The 14370-nt window shown below is 71.2% G+C and carries 16 protein-coding genes; 7 read left to right on the top strand and 9 right to left on the bottom strand.

Annotation, left to right across the window (positions count from 1 at the left end; translation table 11 throughout):
• Positions 1 to 8: 8 nt before the first annotated feature.
• Positions 9 to 902, top strand: coding sequence for a universal stress protein (locus Vgi01_RS22205; protein WP_204292237.1), 894 nt, complete (start codon positions 9 to 11; stop codon positions 900 to 902).
• 159 nt (positions 903 to 1061) lie between these two features.
• Complete coding sequence (locus Vgi01_RS22200) at positions 1062 to 1901, top strand: universal stress protein (protein WP_204292236.1); 840 nt, start codon at positions 1062 to 1064, stop codon at positions 1899 to 1901.
• Positions 1902 to 1964: 63 nt separating this feature from the next.
• On the opposite strand, the gene Vgi01_RS22195 is transcribed toward Vgi01_RS22200, so the two are convergent.
• Complete coding sequence (locus tag Vgi01_RS22195; protein ID WP_204292235.1) at positions 1965 to 2588, bottom strand: FMN reductase; 624 nt, start codon at positions 2586 to 2588, stop codon at positions 1965 to 1967.
• Complete coding sequence (locus Vgi01_RS22190) at positions 2585 to 3700, bottom strand: LLM class flavin-dependent oxidoreductase (RefSeq protein ID WP_102659312.1); 1116 nt, start codon at positions 3698 to 3700, stop codon at positions 2585 to 2587. Before Vgi01_RS22190 ends, Vgi01_RS22195 begins: the two co-directional genes overlap by 4 nt.
• Before the next feature lie 199 nt (positions 3701 to 3899).
• On the opposite strand from Vgi01_RS22190, the gene Vgi01_RS22185 reads away from it, so the two are divergent.
• Positions 3900 to 4112 carry a type II toxin-antitoxin system HicB family antitoxin gene (locus Vgi01_RS22185; protein ID WP_102659281.1) on the top strand — a complete coding sequence of 71 codons (213 nt, stop codon included), beginning with the start codon at positions 3900 to 3902 and terminating at the stop codon, positions 4110 to 4112.
• Positions 4109 to 4333, top strand: a complete 225-nt coding sequence (locus Vgi01_RS22180) for a type II toxin-antitoxin system HicA family toxin (protein ID WP_204292234.1) — start codon at positions 4109 to 4111, stop codon at positions 4331 to 4333. The genes Vgi01_RS22185 and Vgi01_RS22180 overlap by 4 nt, the downstream gene beginning before the upstream one ends.
• A 10-nt stretch (positions 4334 to 4343) precedes the next feature.
• Here Vgi01_RS22180 and Vgi01_RS22175 read toward each other — a convergent pair whose 3' ends face one another.
• Entirely contained in the window at positions 4344 to 4952 is a 609-nt protein-coding gene (locus tag Vgi01_RS22175) for a DNA-3-methyladenine glycosylase (protein ID WP_204292233.1), read from the bottom strand.
• Positions 4953 to 5865: 913 nt separating this feature from the next.
• Here Vgi01_RS22175 and Vgi01_RS22170 point away from each other — a divergent pair.
• Positions 5866 to 6858: a DUF1152 domain-containing protein gene (locus tag Vgi01_RS22170; protein WP_102659284.1), complete on the top strand. Its 993-nt coding sequence runs from the start codon at positions 5866 to 5868 to the stop codon at positions 6856 to 6858.
• A gap of 36 nt (positions 6859 to 6894) precedes the next feature.
• Here Vgi01_RS22170 and Vgi01_RS22165 read toward each other — a convergent pair whose 3' ends face one another.
• A complete protein-coding gene (locus Vgi01_RS22165; protein WP_204292232.1) occupies positions 6895 to 7710 on the bottom strand; it encodes a hypothetical protein in 816 nt (271 codons plus the stop codon).
• A gap of 176 nt (positions 7711 to 7886) precedes the next feature.
• Here Vgi01_RS22165 and Vgi01_RS22160 point away from each other — a divergent pair, with 176 nt between their 5' ends.
• Both Vgi01_RS22160 and Vgi01_RS22155 read left to right on the top strand, forming a co-directional pair.
• Positions 7887 to 8600 (top strand): alpha/beta fold hydrolase, encoded by a 714-nt coding sequence (locus Vgi01_RS22160; RefSeq protein ID WP_204292231.1) that lies wholly within the window; start codon positions 7887 to 7889, stop codon positions 8598 to 8600.
• Between the two features lie 85 nt (positions 8601 to 8685).
• Complete coding sequence (locus tag Vgi01_RS22155) at positions 8686 to 9102, top strand: DNA-binding protein (RefSeq protein WP_204292230.1); 417 nt, start codon at positions 8686 to 8688, stop codon at positions 9100 to 9102.
• A gap of 120 nt (positions 9103 to 9222) precedes the next feature.
• Here Vgi01_RS22155 and argH read toward each other — a convergent pair whose 3' ends face one another.
• Genes argH through argB form a run of 5 tightly spaced genes read right to left on the bottom strand, consistent with a single transcriptional unit; the run spans position 9223 to position 14369 of the window.
• Positions 9223 to 10686, bottom strand: a complete 1464-nt coding sequence (gene argH, locus Vgi01_RS22150; protein ID WP_102659288.1) for an argininosuccinate lyase — start codon at positions 10684 to 10686, stop codon at positions 9223 to 9225.
• A 46-nt stretch (positions 10687 to 10732) separates the two neighbouring features.
• The gene (locus Vgi01_RS22145) at positions 10733 to 11248 is read right to left on the bottom strand and encodes an arginine repressor (RefSeq protein ID WP_013732826.1); all 516 of its coding nucleotides are present in this window, start codon (positions 11246 to 11248) and stop codon (positions 10733 to 10735) included.
• Between the two features lie 6 nt (positions 11249 to 11254).
• On the bottom strand, positions 11255 to 12175 hold the full coding sequence (gene argF, locus Vgi01_RS22140; RefSeq protein ID WP_102659289.1) for an ornithine carbamoyltransferase: 921 nt from the start codon (positions 12173 to 12175) through the stop codon (positions 11255 to 11257).
• Positions 12172 to 13437: an acetylornithine transaminase gene (locus tag Vgi01_RS22135; protein ID WP_204292229.1), complete on the bottom strand. Its 1266-nt coding sequence runs from the start codon at positions 13435 to 13437 to the stop codon at positions 12172 to 12174. The genes argF and Vgi01_RS22135 overlap by 4 nt, the downstream gene beginning before the upstream one ends.
• Positions 13434 to 14369, bottom strand: coding sequence for an acetylglutamate kinase (argB, locus tag Vgi01_RS22130; RefSeq protein ID WP_204292247.1), 936 nt, complete (start codon positions 14367 to 14369; stop codon positions 13434 to 13436). Before argB ends, Vgi01_RS22135 begins: the two co-directional genes overlap by 4 nt.
• Position 14370: the final 1 nt, after the last annotated feature.

Below are 14370 nucleotides of genomic sequence, written 5' to 3'. Positions count from 1 at the left end.
AGGACTCGATGAGCAGCAACAACGCCCCCGTCGTGGTGGGTGTGGACGGTTCCGAGACTGCCCTGCACGCGGTGCGGGCCGCGGCCCGGGAGGCCGCGTACCGGCAGCGACCGCTGCGGGTCGTGCACGCGTTCATCTGGCCGTTGATGCGGGTGCCGCTGGGCCCCGCACCGGGCGCGCCGGCCGACGCCGGCCTGCGCAACCAGGCCGAGCAGTTCGTGGCCGACGCGGTGGCCGAAGCCACCAAGATCGCCCCGGAGGTGTCGGTCACCGGCGCGGTGGTGCACGGCGCGGCACCGGCGGTCATGCTCGCCGAGGCCGACAACGCCGCGCTGCTGGTGCTCGGCAGCCGGGGCCTGGGCGGATTCGCCGGGCTGCTGCTCGGCTCGGTGGCCGTGCAGCTCAGTGCCCGGGCCAGCTGCCCGGTACTGGTGGTCCGGGGTGAGCAGCGCGCGGACGGGCCGGTGGTGGTCGGCGTCGACGGCTCCCCCGCCTCCGATGAGGCGATCGGTTTCGCGTTCGAGGAGGCCGCCCGGCGCGACACCGAACTGGTTGCCGTGCACTCCTGGCTCTACCCGGCGCCGGCCGGTCCGGGCGACATCCTGCCGCTGGTCTACGACCTGGACGCCTTCCGGGAGCAGGAGGAACAGGTCCTCGCCGACGCCGTGGCCAGGTGGTCGCCGCGGTACCCGAAGGTGCCGGTGCGGCAGCTGCTGGTCCGTGGCTCCCCCGCCCGCGCCTTGGTGGAGCAGTCCCGTGACGCCCAGTTGGTGGTCGTCGGCGCGCGGGGACGCGGGGCGCTGGCCGGGCTGCTGCTCGGCTCGGTCAGCCACGCGGTCCTGCACCACGCGGACACTGCGGTGGTGGTGGTCCGCGAGCCGCGTACCGTCGAAGGTTCGTGATCCGGTGGGGTCGCGCCGCTCCCCCGGCGCCACCCCACCACAGGTGGCGGGCCATCGGCCCGCCCGGCCGCCGGTGGACCGGCCCCGCATCAGGTGTGTCGGGGGCCGGTCTACCGGCCGGCGACGTTCGACAATGACGTGACGACGTCTGGAGGCATCATGAACCGACCTGTCGTGGTGGGAGTGGACGGCTCACCGCCGAGCCTGGTCGCCGCGGAGCACGCGGCCCAGGAGGCGGTGTGGCGGTCCCGTCCGCTGCACCTGGTGCACGGCTACCTGCATCCGCTCGGCTACGGGGTGCCGATCAACCCGTACGAGGTGGGTCTGCCGGCGCCCTCGGAGGACGGTCGGAAGATGCTCGAACAGACCGCCACCGAACTGGTCGACCGGTGGCCGTCGCTCACCGTCGAGGTGCGGCAGGTGGCCGGTGGACCCGGCGCGACCCTGGTCGAGGAGTCACGTCGGGCCGAGTTGGTCGTGGTGGGCAGCCGGGGCCTGGGCGGCTTCGCCGGCCTGCTGCTCGGCTCGGTCGGCACCCAGGTGGCCGCGCACGGGCACTGCCCGGTGCTGGTGGTGCGGCCACCGGACCGGCCGTTGCCGACCGACGGGCCGGTGCTGGTGGGGGTGGACGGCTCCGAGTCGGCGGAACTCGCCGTCGGTCACGGTGCCGAGGAGGCCGTCCGACGCGGTGGCTCGCTCCTGCTGGTGCACGTCTCGGGTGAACGGGACGTCGACGGCGAGCAGCTGCTGGCCATGGCCGCCGCGGCCACCCGGGGCAGCCATCCCGGCCTGACCGTCGAGGAGCGGGTGATCACCGGCCGTAAGGCCGACGAGGCGCTGATCGAGGCCTCCGAACAGGCGGCGCTGGTGGTGGTCGGGTCCCGGGGCCGGGGTGGTTTCGCCGGTCTGCTGCTCGGCTCGGTCAGCCAGGCGCTGGTGCACCACTCCCGCTGCCCGGTGCTCGTCGCTCACCCGCACGCGGCCGAGCACGCCGTCTGACATCTCGCCGCCCCGCACCACGGCGTGTGGTGCGGGGCGATGTCGTACGCCTGCGCCCCCGGGTCAGGCGTCCCCGCCGCGCAGCAGCTGTTCGAAGTCGGTGGTCAACGCGAACGGGTCGACCGGACCGGACGACGGTGCGCTGCGGTGCACCTGCCCGGCCAGTTCGGCGGCGGCACGGTCGATCCGGGTCCGCAACGCGCCCTGCGCGGTACCGCCCGACCAGTCCTCGGGGGCCGCGAAGACGGCGGTCGGCAGCACCACCGCCCGCAGGTAGGTGAACATCGGCCGGATCGCGTGTTCCAGGGCCAGCGAATGCCGGGCGGTGCCGCCGGTGGCGCCGATCAGCACCGGCCGACCGCCGACGGCGTCGGCGTCGACCAGGTCGAAGAACGACTTGAACAGCCCGCTGTACGAGGCGTTGAAGATCGGCGTGACGGCGATCAGCCCGTCCGCGCCGGTGACCTGGTCCAGCACCTGCCGCAGCGGCTCGGACGGGAAGCCGGTGAGCAGGTGGTTGACGATGTCGTGGGCGTGCTCACGCAGCTCGATCGGGTGCAGCGTGACCTGTTCGCCGTGGCCGACCAGCTCGTCGCGGGTGGCGGCGGCGAGCTGGTCGGCGAGCAACCGGGTGGACGAGGGCTGACTCAGCCCGGCCGAGACCACGGCGAGGGTACGCGCGGTCACCGCCCGGCCTCCGCGCCGGCGCTCTGGTCGGTGGCGGCCTGCTCGGCGGCGGCGCGCAGCGAGGCGTGCGTGGGCGCCAGCGGCACGTGCGCCGGACGCAGCGACTCGAACTCCTTGCGCAGCACCGGTACGACCTCCTCGCCGAGCAGGTCGAGCTGCTCCAGCACGGTCTTCAGCGGCAGTCCGGCGTGGTCCATGAGGAACAGCTGCCGCTGGTAGTCACCGACGTAGTCACGGAACCCGAGGGTCCGGTCGATGACCTGCTGCGGGCTGCCCACGGTCAGCGGGGTCTGCGCGGTGAACTCCTCCAACGACGGACCGTGCCCGTAGACCGGGGCGTTGTCGAAGTAGGGGCGGAACTCGCGGACCGCGTCCTGGGAGTTGCGCCGCATGAACACCTGGCCGCCGAGGCCGACGATGGCCTGGTCGGCGGAGCCGTGCCCGTAGTGCGCGAAACGCTGCCGGTACAGGCCCACCATCCGCTTGGTGTGCTCGGCCGGCCAGAAGATGTGGTTGGCGAAGAACCCGTCCCCGTAGTACGCGGCCTGCTCGGCGATCTCCGGGCTGCGGATCGAGCCGTGCCACACGAACGGCGGCACCCCGTCGAGCGGACGCGGCGTCGAGGTGAACGACTGCAACGGCGTACGGAACTTGCCCCGCCAGTCGACAACGTCCTCGCGCCAGAGCCGGCGCAGCAGGTCGTAGTTCTCGATCGCGAGGGGGATGCCGTTACGGATGTCCTGCCCGAACCACGGGTACACCGGGCCGGTGTTGCCACGCCCCATCATCAGGTCGACCCGACCGTCGGCCAGATGCTGCAACATCGCGTAGTCCTCGGCGATCTTCACCGGATCGTTGGTGGTGATCAGCGTGGTCGCGGTGGACAGCATCAGCCGCTCGGTACGGGCGGCGATGTAACCCAGCATGGTGGTGGGCGACGAGGGGACGAACGGCGGGTTGTGGTGTTCGCCGGTGGCGAAGACGTCGAGGCCGACCTCCTCGGCCTTGAGCGCGATGGTGACCATCGCCTTGATGCGCTCACGCTCGGTCGGCTCCCGCCCGTTGGTCGGGTCGACGGTGACGTCACCGACGGTGAAGACTCCGAACTGCATGATGCGCTCCTCGTGTCATCCGACCGGGGACAGGTGGCCCCGGTGCCCCCGACAACATATTTGACGAGTCAACTATTCCGCGAGCCGGGCTCCCCTTATGCCCCATCACAGCGCCCCCACGCTCGGCACGCGTGCCAGAGCACGTGGCAAGCCCCGGCTCGTAGGATGAAAGCAACCTGCCAGATTCAGGAGGATCTTGATGGTTCGGACCTTCACGGCTGCCGTCCACCAGGAAGAGGACTGGTACGTCGCCCGATGCCTGGAACTGGACGTAGCCAGTCAGGGTGAGACGCTCGACGAAGCCCTGACCAACCTGCGGGAAGCGGTCGAGGTCTACCTCGAAGAGGTCTCCCAACCCGCCATCGAGGCCACGCCGCTGGTGACGTCCTTCCAGGTCGGAAGGGCCGCATGAGCCCGGCTCTGGCCGATCTTCCGCTCCGGAAGTTACTCGCGGCGCTCGCCAAGGCCGGGTTCGATCACGTGCGGACGAAAGGCAGCCACGCGGTCTACCGCAACCCTTCGGGAAGGGTAGTGATCATCCCCCAGCACCACACGATCAAGCGGGGAACCCTCGCATCCATCCTCCGCCAGGCCGGATTGACGCCGGGCGAGTTCCAACAACTGCTCGACTGATCCGGAGCCTTCAGTTTCGTCGGCGTCGCGGGACGTGGCGGCGGTAAGGGCTGACGGTCGGGTCGCCGGTGATCCAGAAGCGCCAGGGCACGTCGTGGGCGGCGGCCACGCCGACACGCGGGCCGGCGGCGACGGCGGACGGCGCGACCGGCCGGGTCGGCGGGGTCAGCACCAGCGGCCCGGTCCCGTCGAGCATCGACGTGCCGTTGGCCGCCGCCGTCACACCCAGCGCCATCACCAGCCGGGCCGGTCCCCGGGCCAGGTCCCGGTCGGACACCCCGGCGCGCCGCTCACGGGCCAGATCCAACCCGTCGACCACCTCGCCCGCACGCAGCAGCACCGCCGCCGCCTCCCCCTCCGCGCCGCAGACGAGATTCAGACACCAGTGCATACCGAAGACGAAGTACGTGTACGCGTACCCGGCCGGACCGAACATGACAGTCGTACGGGGCGTCGGACCACGATGGGCGTGCGAGGCCGGATCCTCGCCGGTGCCCGCGTACGCCTCGACCTCGGTCAACCTGATCCGCACACCGTTGGCCGTCACCTCCCAGCCGAGCAGCGACCGCGCGGTCTGCGCGACATCGGCGGCGGGCGCGGTCAGCCAAGGGTGGTCCACCCGTACAGGAAACCTGGTCGCACCTGTCGGTGGCCAGTTGGAACCCCCGCCGGCGGTCAGTTGGCGGGGAAGGTATCTGGCCGTAGACATCCAGGCCGCTGAGGTGACAGCAGCCGAGAGCCGGGCAGTCTGGCGACGTAACGGCTGGCCCGACGGCGCGATAGACGTGACGCTGTACGCCCTGGAGGAGTACGGCAGCCGCCTTGCCGAACTGACCGAGTGGACCCTCGCACAACGCCCATCCGTCCGCGAAATCATCGGCCGCCCCCCCACGCACGTACGACGAATGGGTGGTCGAGAACGCCGACCTGTTCCGCTGACATAGGAACCGCGTCGCCGAAGGCTCATGCCGCCGTCCCGGGCGAAACAGGTCGCTGCCCTCCTCAACGCGGGTTACGTGAAGCAGGAGCGTCTCGGCTCCGACACTCGGCGGGTGTGGCTGTCGATGACGCGTCAAGGGCTGAGGGCGTATCAGGGGCACGTCGCCGCGCCCCAGGAGATCGTCAACGCGGCGACGGCTTCCACATCGGACTAGCCGACTCACCTGGCCGGACAACGGAACCCGGACGCCGCTGGTGCCAGCCCAGTCGCTTGACCGAGCGCACGCAGGGACAACCCATGCTTGCTCCGGAGAGCGCGCAGCTGGGCACCGAAACGCGGGTCAACGTGCGACACGGCTACGCTCCCCCGATGACAGGCTGGATCGGCGGGCCACTGCTACGGACGGTACATCGCCCACATGCACGAGCGTCACCAACATGGCGCGCAAGGGCATCTCCGGCGCGGACGCGACCCACTCTGGCAGCGCCGGCCGCCTTGTCTCGGTGGTCGTTCGTACACCCGGGCGCTGTTGCCCGTCGCGGGTGGACCACGTGGCTTGGACGGTCCGGGCTTGGCTGATCATTGAGCGGTGATGAATCCTGCCGTGCTGCCAGCCGACCCAGGTGCGTTCTCGTTGGCGGTTCCGCCGCTGTTTGCCGCTCTGGCTCCGGCGCGGAGCATCCTCATCGCCGGAGCGGGCGGCGGATTCGACGTGTACGCCGGCCTGCCCTTGGCGTTCGCCCTGTGGCACCGCGGCGCACAGGTGCACCTGGCCAGCCTGTCCTTCTCCCAGCTTGAGTTGGTCGACCGGGACGCGTGGGTGGCAGAGCACGTCGCGGCTGTGCAGCCGGACACCGCCAGCCCGGACTGGTACTTCCCCGAACGGACGCTCGCCCGGTGGCTGGCGGCCAAGGAACTGCCGTCAACCGTGTACGCCTTCCCGCCGCTCGGCGTCCAGCCGTTGCGGGCGGCGTACCGGTACCTGGTCGACCACCTCGGCATCGATGCGGTGGTGCTGGTCGATGGCGGCACCGATGTCCTGCTGCGGGGCGACGAGGCCGATCTCGGCACTCCGGTGGAGGACATCACCAGTCTGGCCGCCGTGGCCGCGCTCGATGTGCCGGTCAAGCTGGTGACCAGTCTCGGCTTCGGCATCGACGCCTACGACGGCGTCAACCACGTTCAGGTGCTGGAGAACCTCGCCGCACTCGACCGTGACGGCGGCTACCTCGGTGCCCTGTCCATCCCCGGATCGAGCCGGGAGGCGACGCTGTACCGCGATGCTGTCGCCGACGCCCAGTCGGCCACCCCGGACCGGCCCAGCATCGTCCAAGGACAGATCGCCGCCGCCACCAGCGGCGCGTTCGGAGACGTCCGGTTCACCCGGCGCACCGGCAGCGGTGACCTGTTCGTCAACCCGCTGATGGCTGTGTACTTCACCGTCAGCCTCGACAAACTCGCCGCCCGATGCCTGTACCTCGATCGCATCGAGAACACCATCGGCAGACGACAGGTCATCACGCGCATCCAAACCTTCCGCGACGAACTCCTCAACGCGCGCATCCCCCGCGCATTTCCGCACTGAACACCCCGCCGGCGGCAGATCCGCGTAGGGGCGATGTCAGAGATTGTCGATGTACACGTGCACTGCGTCGTGCGGCGTCGCCGGTGGTAGCGCCGATGCCGGTTCGGCTTCGGCGTACAGCCATATCCGGTGCGGCCTCCAGTGCAGGATTCCGCTGATATCGCGGCTGCCGGAGTAGCTGCCCTGTTCGGGTTGCAGCGGCCATCCGCGCTCACGCAAATGGGCGACGAGCCGGGTCACGGTCGTTTGCCGACTGGCACCGTCGGTAGCCGTCACCACGAACTCGGCCGTGCAATTGCCGCTGCTGCCGCCAGAGGCACACGTGTCAGCCGAGACCAGGCGCAGCGACGTCGGCAGCGGAAGGATCTCATCGTCGCCAACGGAGGTCCGAAACCTGCCGTCACCGTCGATCTGGGCGATACCGAGCCCACCAACGCACAGCAGCACCACGCCGGCCAGCGGCACCACCGAGGCGAACCACCGAACCGTCAGCCAGTTCCACTCCACCATCGAGGCATGCCAGAGGCGGTCGACGACCAACGCCGCCAGACACACCGCACCGACCAGCAGCCACACCACGAACCAATCGAGCCACGGCGCTACCGTCAGGCCGCGAGGCCACTGCGAGACGACGAACACCGCAGCCAGCACGACGATGAGCCCGACACCGACAACCACGCCCACGCCACGGCCGCTGCGGGTGCCCCACGCCCACGCACTGACCACGATCACCCCGAAGACCGCCGCCACCACCGCCGGCCAGCGCGCACCCTGCCAGTACGGCAACACCACCAGTCCTGCACTGCCCGCGCTCAGCCACCACCGCCAGCCATCACGAGCCCCCATCGCCACATCTGGATCATAAGATCACCCGGTTCAGGCACCGCTACGACTGGCTGATCGCCCGCGTTCAGCCCGGCCGGACCATCAGCCGAGTCGACCACGAGGTTTCACGCCCATCTGACGGGTAAACGCGGGTGACCGGCGCCGCCGGCGGTGAACAGGTATCGGAGTGAGGGAGCGTGCGCATGTCCGATCAGCAGCCCACCATCATTCTCGTGCACGGAGCGTTCGCCGAGTCGGCAAGCTGGAACGGTGTGATCGACCGGCTGGGTGCCGGCTACAACGTGGTCGCGCTCGCCAACCCGCTGCGGAGCCTTCCCGGTGACGCCGCCTACCTGCGGGACGTGATGCGGTGGGTGGATGGCCCGGTCGTACTCGTCGGGCATTCGTACGGCGGCATGGTGACCACGCAGGCGGCGTCCGACAACCCGTCGGTGCGGGCCCTCGTCTACGTCAACTCGTTCGCGCCGGACACCGGCGAGTCGGCGCTGTCGTTGTCCGGGCAGTTCCCCGGCAGCACCCTCGCCCCCACGCTTGTGCAGTATCCGGTGTCGACCGGCGGCAACGAGGTGGCGATCGCCCAAGACGCCTACCACAAGCAGTTCGCCGCGGACGCGTCCGCCGACGTCGCCTCACTGATGGCCCGGACCCAGCGGCCGGCCACCGAGCAGGCTCTCAACGACAGCCTCGTCGGCGATCCTGCCTGGCGGTCGCTGCCCAGTTGGTTCGTGTTCGGCGACGCCGACATGAACATTCCGGTCGCCGCGCACCGGTTCATGGCGGAGCGGGCCAATCCGCGGGGCCAGCGCGAGGTCGAGGGTGGCTCGCATGCGATGGCGGTGGCCCGACCGGGTGAGGTCGCGGAGACCATCATCGAGGCGGTCCGGGGTTCCAGCTGATCTGGCGGGGTGACATGCAGCGGCCGGACGGGTCGCCCATCAACGAGGTGTTGACAACACTTCGTTGAAGTGCTGGAGTTGGCGCATGGCCGACTCCAGCACCACATCCGAGGATCGGGCGCACCGCAGTTACGCCGCGCTGCAACGCCTCACCGAACGGCACGCCGCCAGCGAACAGCAGCGGCGACGGCACACCAACCCGTACGCTGCCGACCCGTACGAGGCGATCGCCGTGCTCCTGGCGCTGGCCGGCGGGGCAGCTCAGCCGGAACCGGGCGAGGAGCCGGTGGACGAGGCGGACCTGCTCGCCGCGCTGGCTCTGTTCCCGCACCTGCGCGCGGAGATCGACACCATGGAGGCGGGCCTGTTCCACCTGGCCCGCAGCCGAGGCCTCACCTGGCAGGCGATCGGCCAGGGCCTCGGCCTGGGCAGCGCCCAGGCCGCCAAGCAACGCTACGACCGCCTCACCGCCCGCACCCCGCCACCCCCAACCGCCACCTGAACCAACCAAGACCGCCCCCGCCGATACGGCGGCAGCAAGTTCGGGGAAGATGCGGTCCCGATGGACCGGGAGGCAGCATCTTCCCCGAAGTTGCACGCACCGCACGTGGGAGCAGCGGGCTCAGCGGGGGACGACGGTTTCGGCGGCCCACTCGCGCCAGGTGGCGAGGTGGTCGGCGGCGGCGGCGAGTTGGTCGGCGACCGGGCCGGGGCCGGTGGAGCCGGGGGTGATCCGGGCGGCCAGGGCCGAGCGGACCGACAGCACGTCGCGTACGGACGGGTCGAGGTGTTCGCTGACGGTGGCCAGGTCGTCGTCGGAGACCTCGTCGAGGGCGCAGTCCCGGGCGGCGCACAGCGCCACCAGCTTGCCGGTGATCTCGTGGGCGTCGCGGAACGGCACGCCCTTGCGGACCAGCCAGTCGGCCACCTCGGTGGCCAGCGAGAAGCCGACGGGTGCGGCGGCGACCAGGCGGTCGACGCGTACCGTCATGGTGGAGATCATTCCGGCGAGGGCCGGCAGCAGCAGTTCCAGGGTGTCGACCGCGTCGAAGGCCGGCTCCTTGTCCTCCTGCATGTCCCGGTCGTAGGTCATCGGCAGGCCCTTGAGCATGGTCAGTACGGCGACCAGCCCACCGACGAGCCGGCCGGACTTGCCCCGGGCCAGCTCGGCGATGTCCGCGTTCTTCTTCTGCGGCATGATCGACGAGCCGGTGGCGAAGGCGTCGTCCAGCTCGACCCAGCCGAACTCCTGCGACGTCCAGAGCACCACTTCCTCACCGAGGCGGGACAGGTGCACGCCGATCATCGCGGTGATGAAGAGGAACTCGGCGACGAAGTCCCGGTCGGCGACCGCGTCCATCGAGTTGGCGAACGAGGTCCGGAAGCCCAGCTCCTTGGAGACCGCCACCGGGTCCAGCGGCAGGCCCGAACCGGCCAACGCGCCGGCACCGAGCGGGCTGACCGCGGCACGGTGGTCCCAGTCGCGCAGCCGCTCCAGGTCCCGCAGCAGCGGCTGGACGTGGGCCAGCAGCCAGTGGCCGAAGGTGACCGGCTGGGCGTGCTGCAGGTGGGTCATGCCCGGCGCGGCGGTGTCGACGTGCCGCTCGGCCTGCTCGACAAGCGCCTCGGCCAGCTCGACCAGCCGGGCGGCCACACCGCGGGCGTGGTCACGCAGGTAGAGCCGCAGGTCGGTGGCGACCTGGTCGTTGCGGGACCGCCCGGCGCGCAGCTTGCCACCGAGGCTGCCGAGACGCTCCAGCAGGCCACGTTCCAGCGCGGTGTGCACGTCCTCGTCGTCGACGGTGGGCCGGAAGGCACCCGAGGCGCAGGCGGCTTCCAGGTCGTCCAGGGCGGCGAGGATACGGCCCAGTTCATCCGGGTCGAGCAGCCCCGCACCGGCCAGCACCCGGGCGTGGGCCCGGGAACCGGCAATGTCGTACGGGGCCAGTCGCCAGTCGAACTGGACGCTCACCGACAACCGGGCGAGCGCCTCCGACGGGCCGCCGGCGAACCGGCCACCCCACAGGCTCGTCCGGTTGGCTGCGGTGCTGTTCTCGGTCAGGGTCTTGTCGTCCACCCCGCCCATTCTGGTGGTCACGATGGCACCTCATCCAACCGGGCGTACCGAGCGTTCATGGTGTGACACTCCCGTCGACGTTCTCGTCGCGGCGGGCCCAGCCGGCGAGCCGTTCGCCGAGCGCGGCGCCGCCGTCGCTCTCACGGGCCACGACGAGGATGGTGTCGTCGCCGGCGATGGTGCCGACGACCTCCGGCAGGCCAGCCCGGTCCAACGCGCTGGCCAGGTACTGGGCGGCCCCCGGTGGGGTACGCAGCACGGCGATGTTGCCGCTGGAGTCGACCTCGTTGAGCAACTCGCGCAGCAGCCGTACCAGCCGGGCCGGGGCTGCCTCCGCGTCGCGCAACGGGCGGTGCCCGTCCTCCGGGATGACGTACACGGCGCGTCCGTCGCCGCCGCGGGCGGTGACGGCGCCGAGTTCCTTCAGATCCCGGGAGAGGGTGGCCTGGGTGACCTGGACGCCCTCGTCGCCGAGCAGTTCGGCGAGTTCGGTCTGCGACCGGATCGCCTTGTCACGGATCAGTTCGACGATGCGGGCGTGCCGGGCGGCACGGGTCAGCGGTGTCGTCATGGGCTCCTACCCTGCCAGGAGGAAGGCCAGCAGCGCCTTCTGGGCGTGCAACCGGTTCTCCGCCTGGTCGAACACCGCGCTCTGCGGGCCGTCGAGCACCTCGTCGGTGATCTCCTCGCCGCGGTGCGCGGGCAGGCAGTGCAGCACGATCGCCTCCGGTGCCGCGTGCCCGAGCAGCGTCTTGTTGACCTGGTAGGGCAGGAACGGGGTGATCCGGTCCAGGCCGTCGCTCTCCTGCCCCATCGAGGTCCAGGTGTCGGTGGCGACCACGTCGGCGTCGCGGACGGCGGCCACCGGGTCGGTGAACACCTGCGCCGACCCGCCGGTGTCGACGGCGATCTCCTCGGCCCGGGCCACCACCTCGGCGGCGGGCTGGAAGCCGTCCGGTCCGGCGATCCGCACGTGCATGCCGGCGGTCACCCCGGCCAGCAGGTACGAGTGGGCCATGTTGTTCGCCGCGTCGCCGACGTAGGTCAGGGTCCGCCCGACGGTGCCGCCGCACCGCTCCCGCACGGTGAGCAGGTCGGCCAGCAGTTGGCAGGGGTGGAAGCCGTCGGTCAGCGCGTTGACCACCGGCACGGACGCGCCGGCGGCCACCTCGGCGATCCGGTCGTCGCCGTGGGTGCGCAGCACGATCGCGGCCACGTACCGGGACAGCACCCGGCCGGCGTCGCTGAGAGCCTCACCCCGACCGAAGTGGGTGACCTGGGTGTCCACCACGAGGGGGTGGCCGCCGAGTTCGGCGATACCGACGTCGAAGGAGATCCGGGTACGCAGGCTCTGCTTGTCGAACAGCACGGCCACCGCCCGGGGCCCGGCCAGCGGGGTGTGCGCGAAACGGTCGGCCTTCATCCGGGCCGCCAGGTCGAGCACGGCGGACTGCTCGGCGGGGGTGAGGTCGTCGTCGCGCAGGAAGTGCCGGGTCATGCGGGGGCCTCCGTGGGGGTCGGGTCCGCGTCGGTCGGCGTGGGTTGTACGGCGATCGGTCCGCGCGGGTGCTGGTCGGTGGCGCCGGGGGCCACCGACGCGGCGGCGGTCAGTGCGGTGGGCAGGGCGGCCAGGAAGGCGTCGACCTGCGCGGCGGTGAGAATCAGCGGCGGGGCGAGCCGGAGCACGTCCGGCTGCACCGGGTTGACCAGGAAACCGGCCGTACGCAGTGCCTCGGCGGCGGCCGGGGCCACCGGCGCGGCCAGCGTCACGCCGAGCAGCAACCCGGCGCCCCGGACCCCGGCGACAAGCGGGTGCCCGAGCGCGTCGATGCCCCGGCGGATCCGTTCACCGACCCGCTTGACGTGGTCGAGCAGCCCTTCGTGGGCGATGGTGGAGATCACCGCGAGGGCGGCGGCGCAGCTGACCGGGTTACCGCCGAAGGTGGTGCCGTGCGAGCCGGGGGCCAGCAGGTCGGCGGCCGGGCCGAAGGCGAGGGTGGCGCCGATGGGCAGCCCACCGCCGAGCCCCTTGGCCAGGGTCACCACGTCCGGTTCGACGCCCTCGGCCTGGTGGGCGAACCAGTGCCCGGTGCGGCCGATGCCGGTCTGCACCTCGTCGAGCACCAGCAGCGCGCCGTGCCGGGCGGTGATCCGCCGCGCGGCGGCGAGGTAGCCGGCGGGCGGGACGACGACGCCGTTCTCACCCTGGATCGGCTCCAGGATCACCATGGCGGTGGCGTCGGTGACGGCCACCTCCAGCGCGGCCACGTCGCCGTACGGGACGTGGGTGACCTCACCGGGCAGCGGGCGGAACGGGTCGGCCTTGGCGGGCTGGCCGGTCAGGGCCAGGGCGCCCATGGTGCGCCCGTGGAAACCACCCACGGTGGCCACCACGTGGGTGCGGCCGGTGCGCCGGGACAGTTTGAACGCCGCCTCGTTGGCTTCCGCGCCGGAGTTGGCGAAGAAGACCCGGCCGGGCCGGCCGGCCAGCGCCAGCAGCAACTCGGCCAGGGCCACCGGAGGCTCGGAGATGAACAGGTTCGACACGTGCCCGAGGGTGGCGACCTGCTTGGACACGGCGGCCACCACTGCCGGGTGAGCGTGCCCGAGGGAGTTGACGGCGATGCCGCCGAGCAGGTCGACGTACTCCCGGCCGGTCTCGTCGACCACGACGGCGCCGGAGCCGGAGACGAGGGCCAGCGGTGGGGTGCCGTAGTTGTCCATCATGGACTGACGCCACCGGTCGCTGAGGGCGGTCATGACGCCACCGAGCCTTCCTGGTTCGCGGGGCCGGCAACCTCGCTGGGCGCGCTCACGACCATGGTTCCGAAACCTTCCGAGGTGAATACTTCCAGCAGCGTGGAGTGGGCGACCCGGCCGTCCACCACGTGCGCGGCCGGCACTCCGCCGCTGACCGCCCGCAGGCAGGCCTCCATCTTCGGGACCATGCCCGACTCCAGCGACGGCAGCAGCTTCGCCAGATCGTCGGTGGTGATCTCGCTGATCAGGCTGGAGGTGTCCGGCCAGTTGGCGTAGAGGCCGGGTACGTCGGTGAGCACGACCAGCTTGCGGGCCTGCAACGCGATCGCGAGCGCGGCGGCGGCGGTGTCGGCGTTGAGGTTGTGCAGCACCCCGTCGACGTCCGGCGCCACGGTGGAGATCACCGGGATGCGGCCGGCCGCGATCAGGTCCGTCACCGCGGAGGCGTTCACCGACTCGACGTCGCCGACCTGCCCGACGTCGACCGCCTCCCCGTCGACGTACGCGGGGCGGCGTACCGCGGTGAACAGGCCGGCGTCCTCGCCGGAGAGCCCGACCGCGAGCGGGCCGTGGGAGTTGATCAGCCCGACCAGTTCCCGCCCGACCTGGCCGACAAGCACCATCCGGACCACGTCCATCGCCTCGGGCGTGGTCACCCGCAGGCCGCCCCGGAACTCGCTGTCGATGCCGAGGCGTCCGAGCATCGCCGAGATCTGCGGGCCGCCGCCGTGCACCACGACCGGTTTGAGACCGACGTGACGCAGGAACACCATGTCGGCGGCGAAGGCCTGCTGCAACTCCGGGTCGATCATGGCGTTGCCGCCGTACTTGACGACCACGGTGGCGCCGGAGAACCGCTCCAGCCAGGGCAGCGCCTCGATCAGGGTGGCCGCTTTGGCCTGGGCGCGGGTCAGATCCGAGTTCAGGTTCATG

It is taken from the genome of Micromonospora gifhornensis, from assembly GCF_016863515.1.
In the GTDB taxonomy this organism is placed as follows: domain Bacteria; phylum Actinomycetota; class Actinomycetes; order Mycobacteriales; family Micromonosporaceae; genus Micromonospora; species Micromonospora gifhornensis.
This window is presented reverse-complemented; position numbering and strand designations above follow the sequence as displayed.

Bases quoted from the DNA above. Each gene is read 5' to 3' on its own strand.
- Vgi01_RS22205 (WP_204292237.1), top strand. From the start codon at position 9: ATGAGCAGCAACAACGCCCCCGTCGTGGTGGGTGTGGACGGTTCCGAG.
- Vgi01_RS22200 (WP_204292236.1), top strand. From the start codon at position 1,062: ATGAACCGACCTGTCGTGGTGGGAGTGGACGGCTCACCGCCGAGCCTG.
- Vgi01_RS22190 (WP_102659312.1), bottom strand. From the start codon at position 3,700: ATGCAGTTCGGAGTCTTCACCGTCGGTGACGTCACCGTCGACCCGACC.
- Vgi01_RS22185 (WP_102659281.1), top strand. From the start codon at position 3,900: ATGGTTCGGACCTTCACGGCTGCCGTCCACCAGGAAGAGGACTGGTAC.
- Vgi01_RS22180 (WP_204292234.1), top strand. From the start codon at position 4,109: ATGAGCCCGGCTCTGGCCGATCTTCCGCTCCGGAAGTTACTCGCGGCG.
- Vgi01_RS22170 (WP_102659284.1), top strand. From the start codon at position 5,866: ATGAATCCTGCCGTGCTGCCAGCCGACCCAGGTGCGTTCTCGTTGGCG.
- Vgi01_RS22160 (WP_204292231.1), top strand. From the start codon at position 7,887: ATGTCCGATCAGCAGCCCACCATCATTCTCGTGCACGGAGCGTTCGCC.
- Vgi01_RS22155 (WP_204292230.1), top strand. From the start codon at position 8,686: ATGGCCGACTCCAGCACCACATCCGAGGATCGGGCGCACCGCAGTTAC.
- argH (WP_102659288.1), bottom strand. From the start codon at position 10,686: ATGGGCGGGGTGGACGACAAGACCCTGACCGAGAACAGCACCGCAGCC.
- Vgi01_RS22145 (WP_013732826.1), bottom strand. From the start codon at position 11,248: ATGACGACACCGCTGACCCGTGCCGCCCGGCACGCCCGCATCGTCGAA.
- argF (WP_102659289.1), bottom strand. From the start codon at position 12,175: ATGACCCGGCACTTCCTGCGCGACGACGACCTCACCCCCGCCGAGCAG.
- Vgi01_RS22135 (WP_204292229.1), bottom strand. From the start codon at position 13,437: ATGACCGCCCTCAGCGACCGGTGGCGTCAGTCCATGATGGACAACTAC.
- argB (WP_204292247.1), bottom strand. From the start codon at position 14,369: ATGAACCTGAACTCGGATCTGACCCGCGCCCAGGCCAAAGCGGCCACC.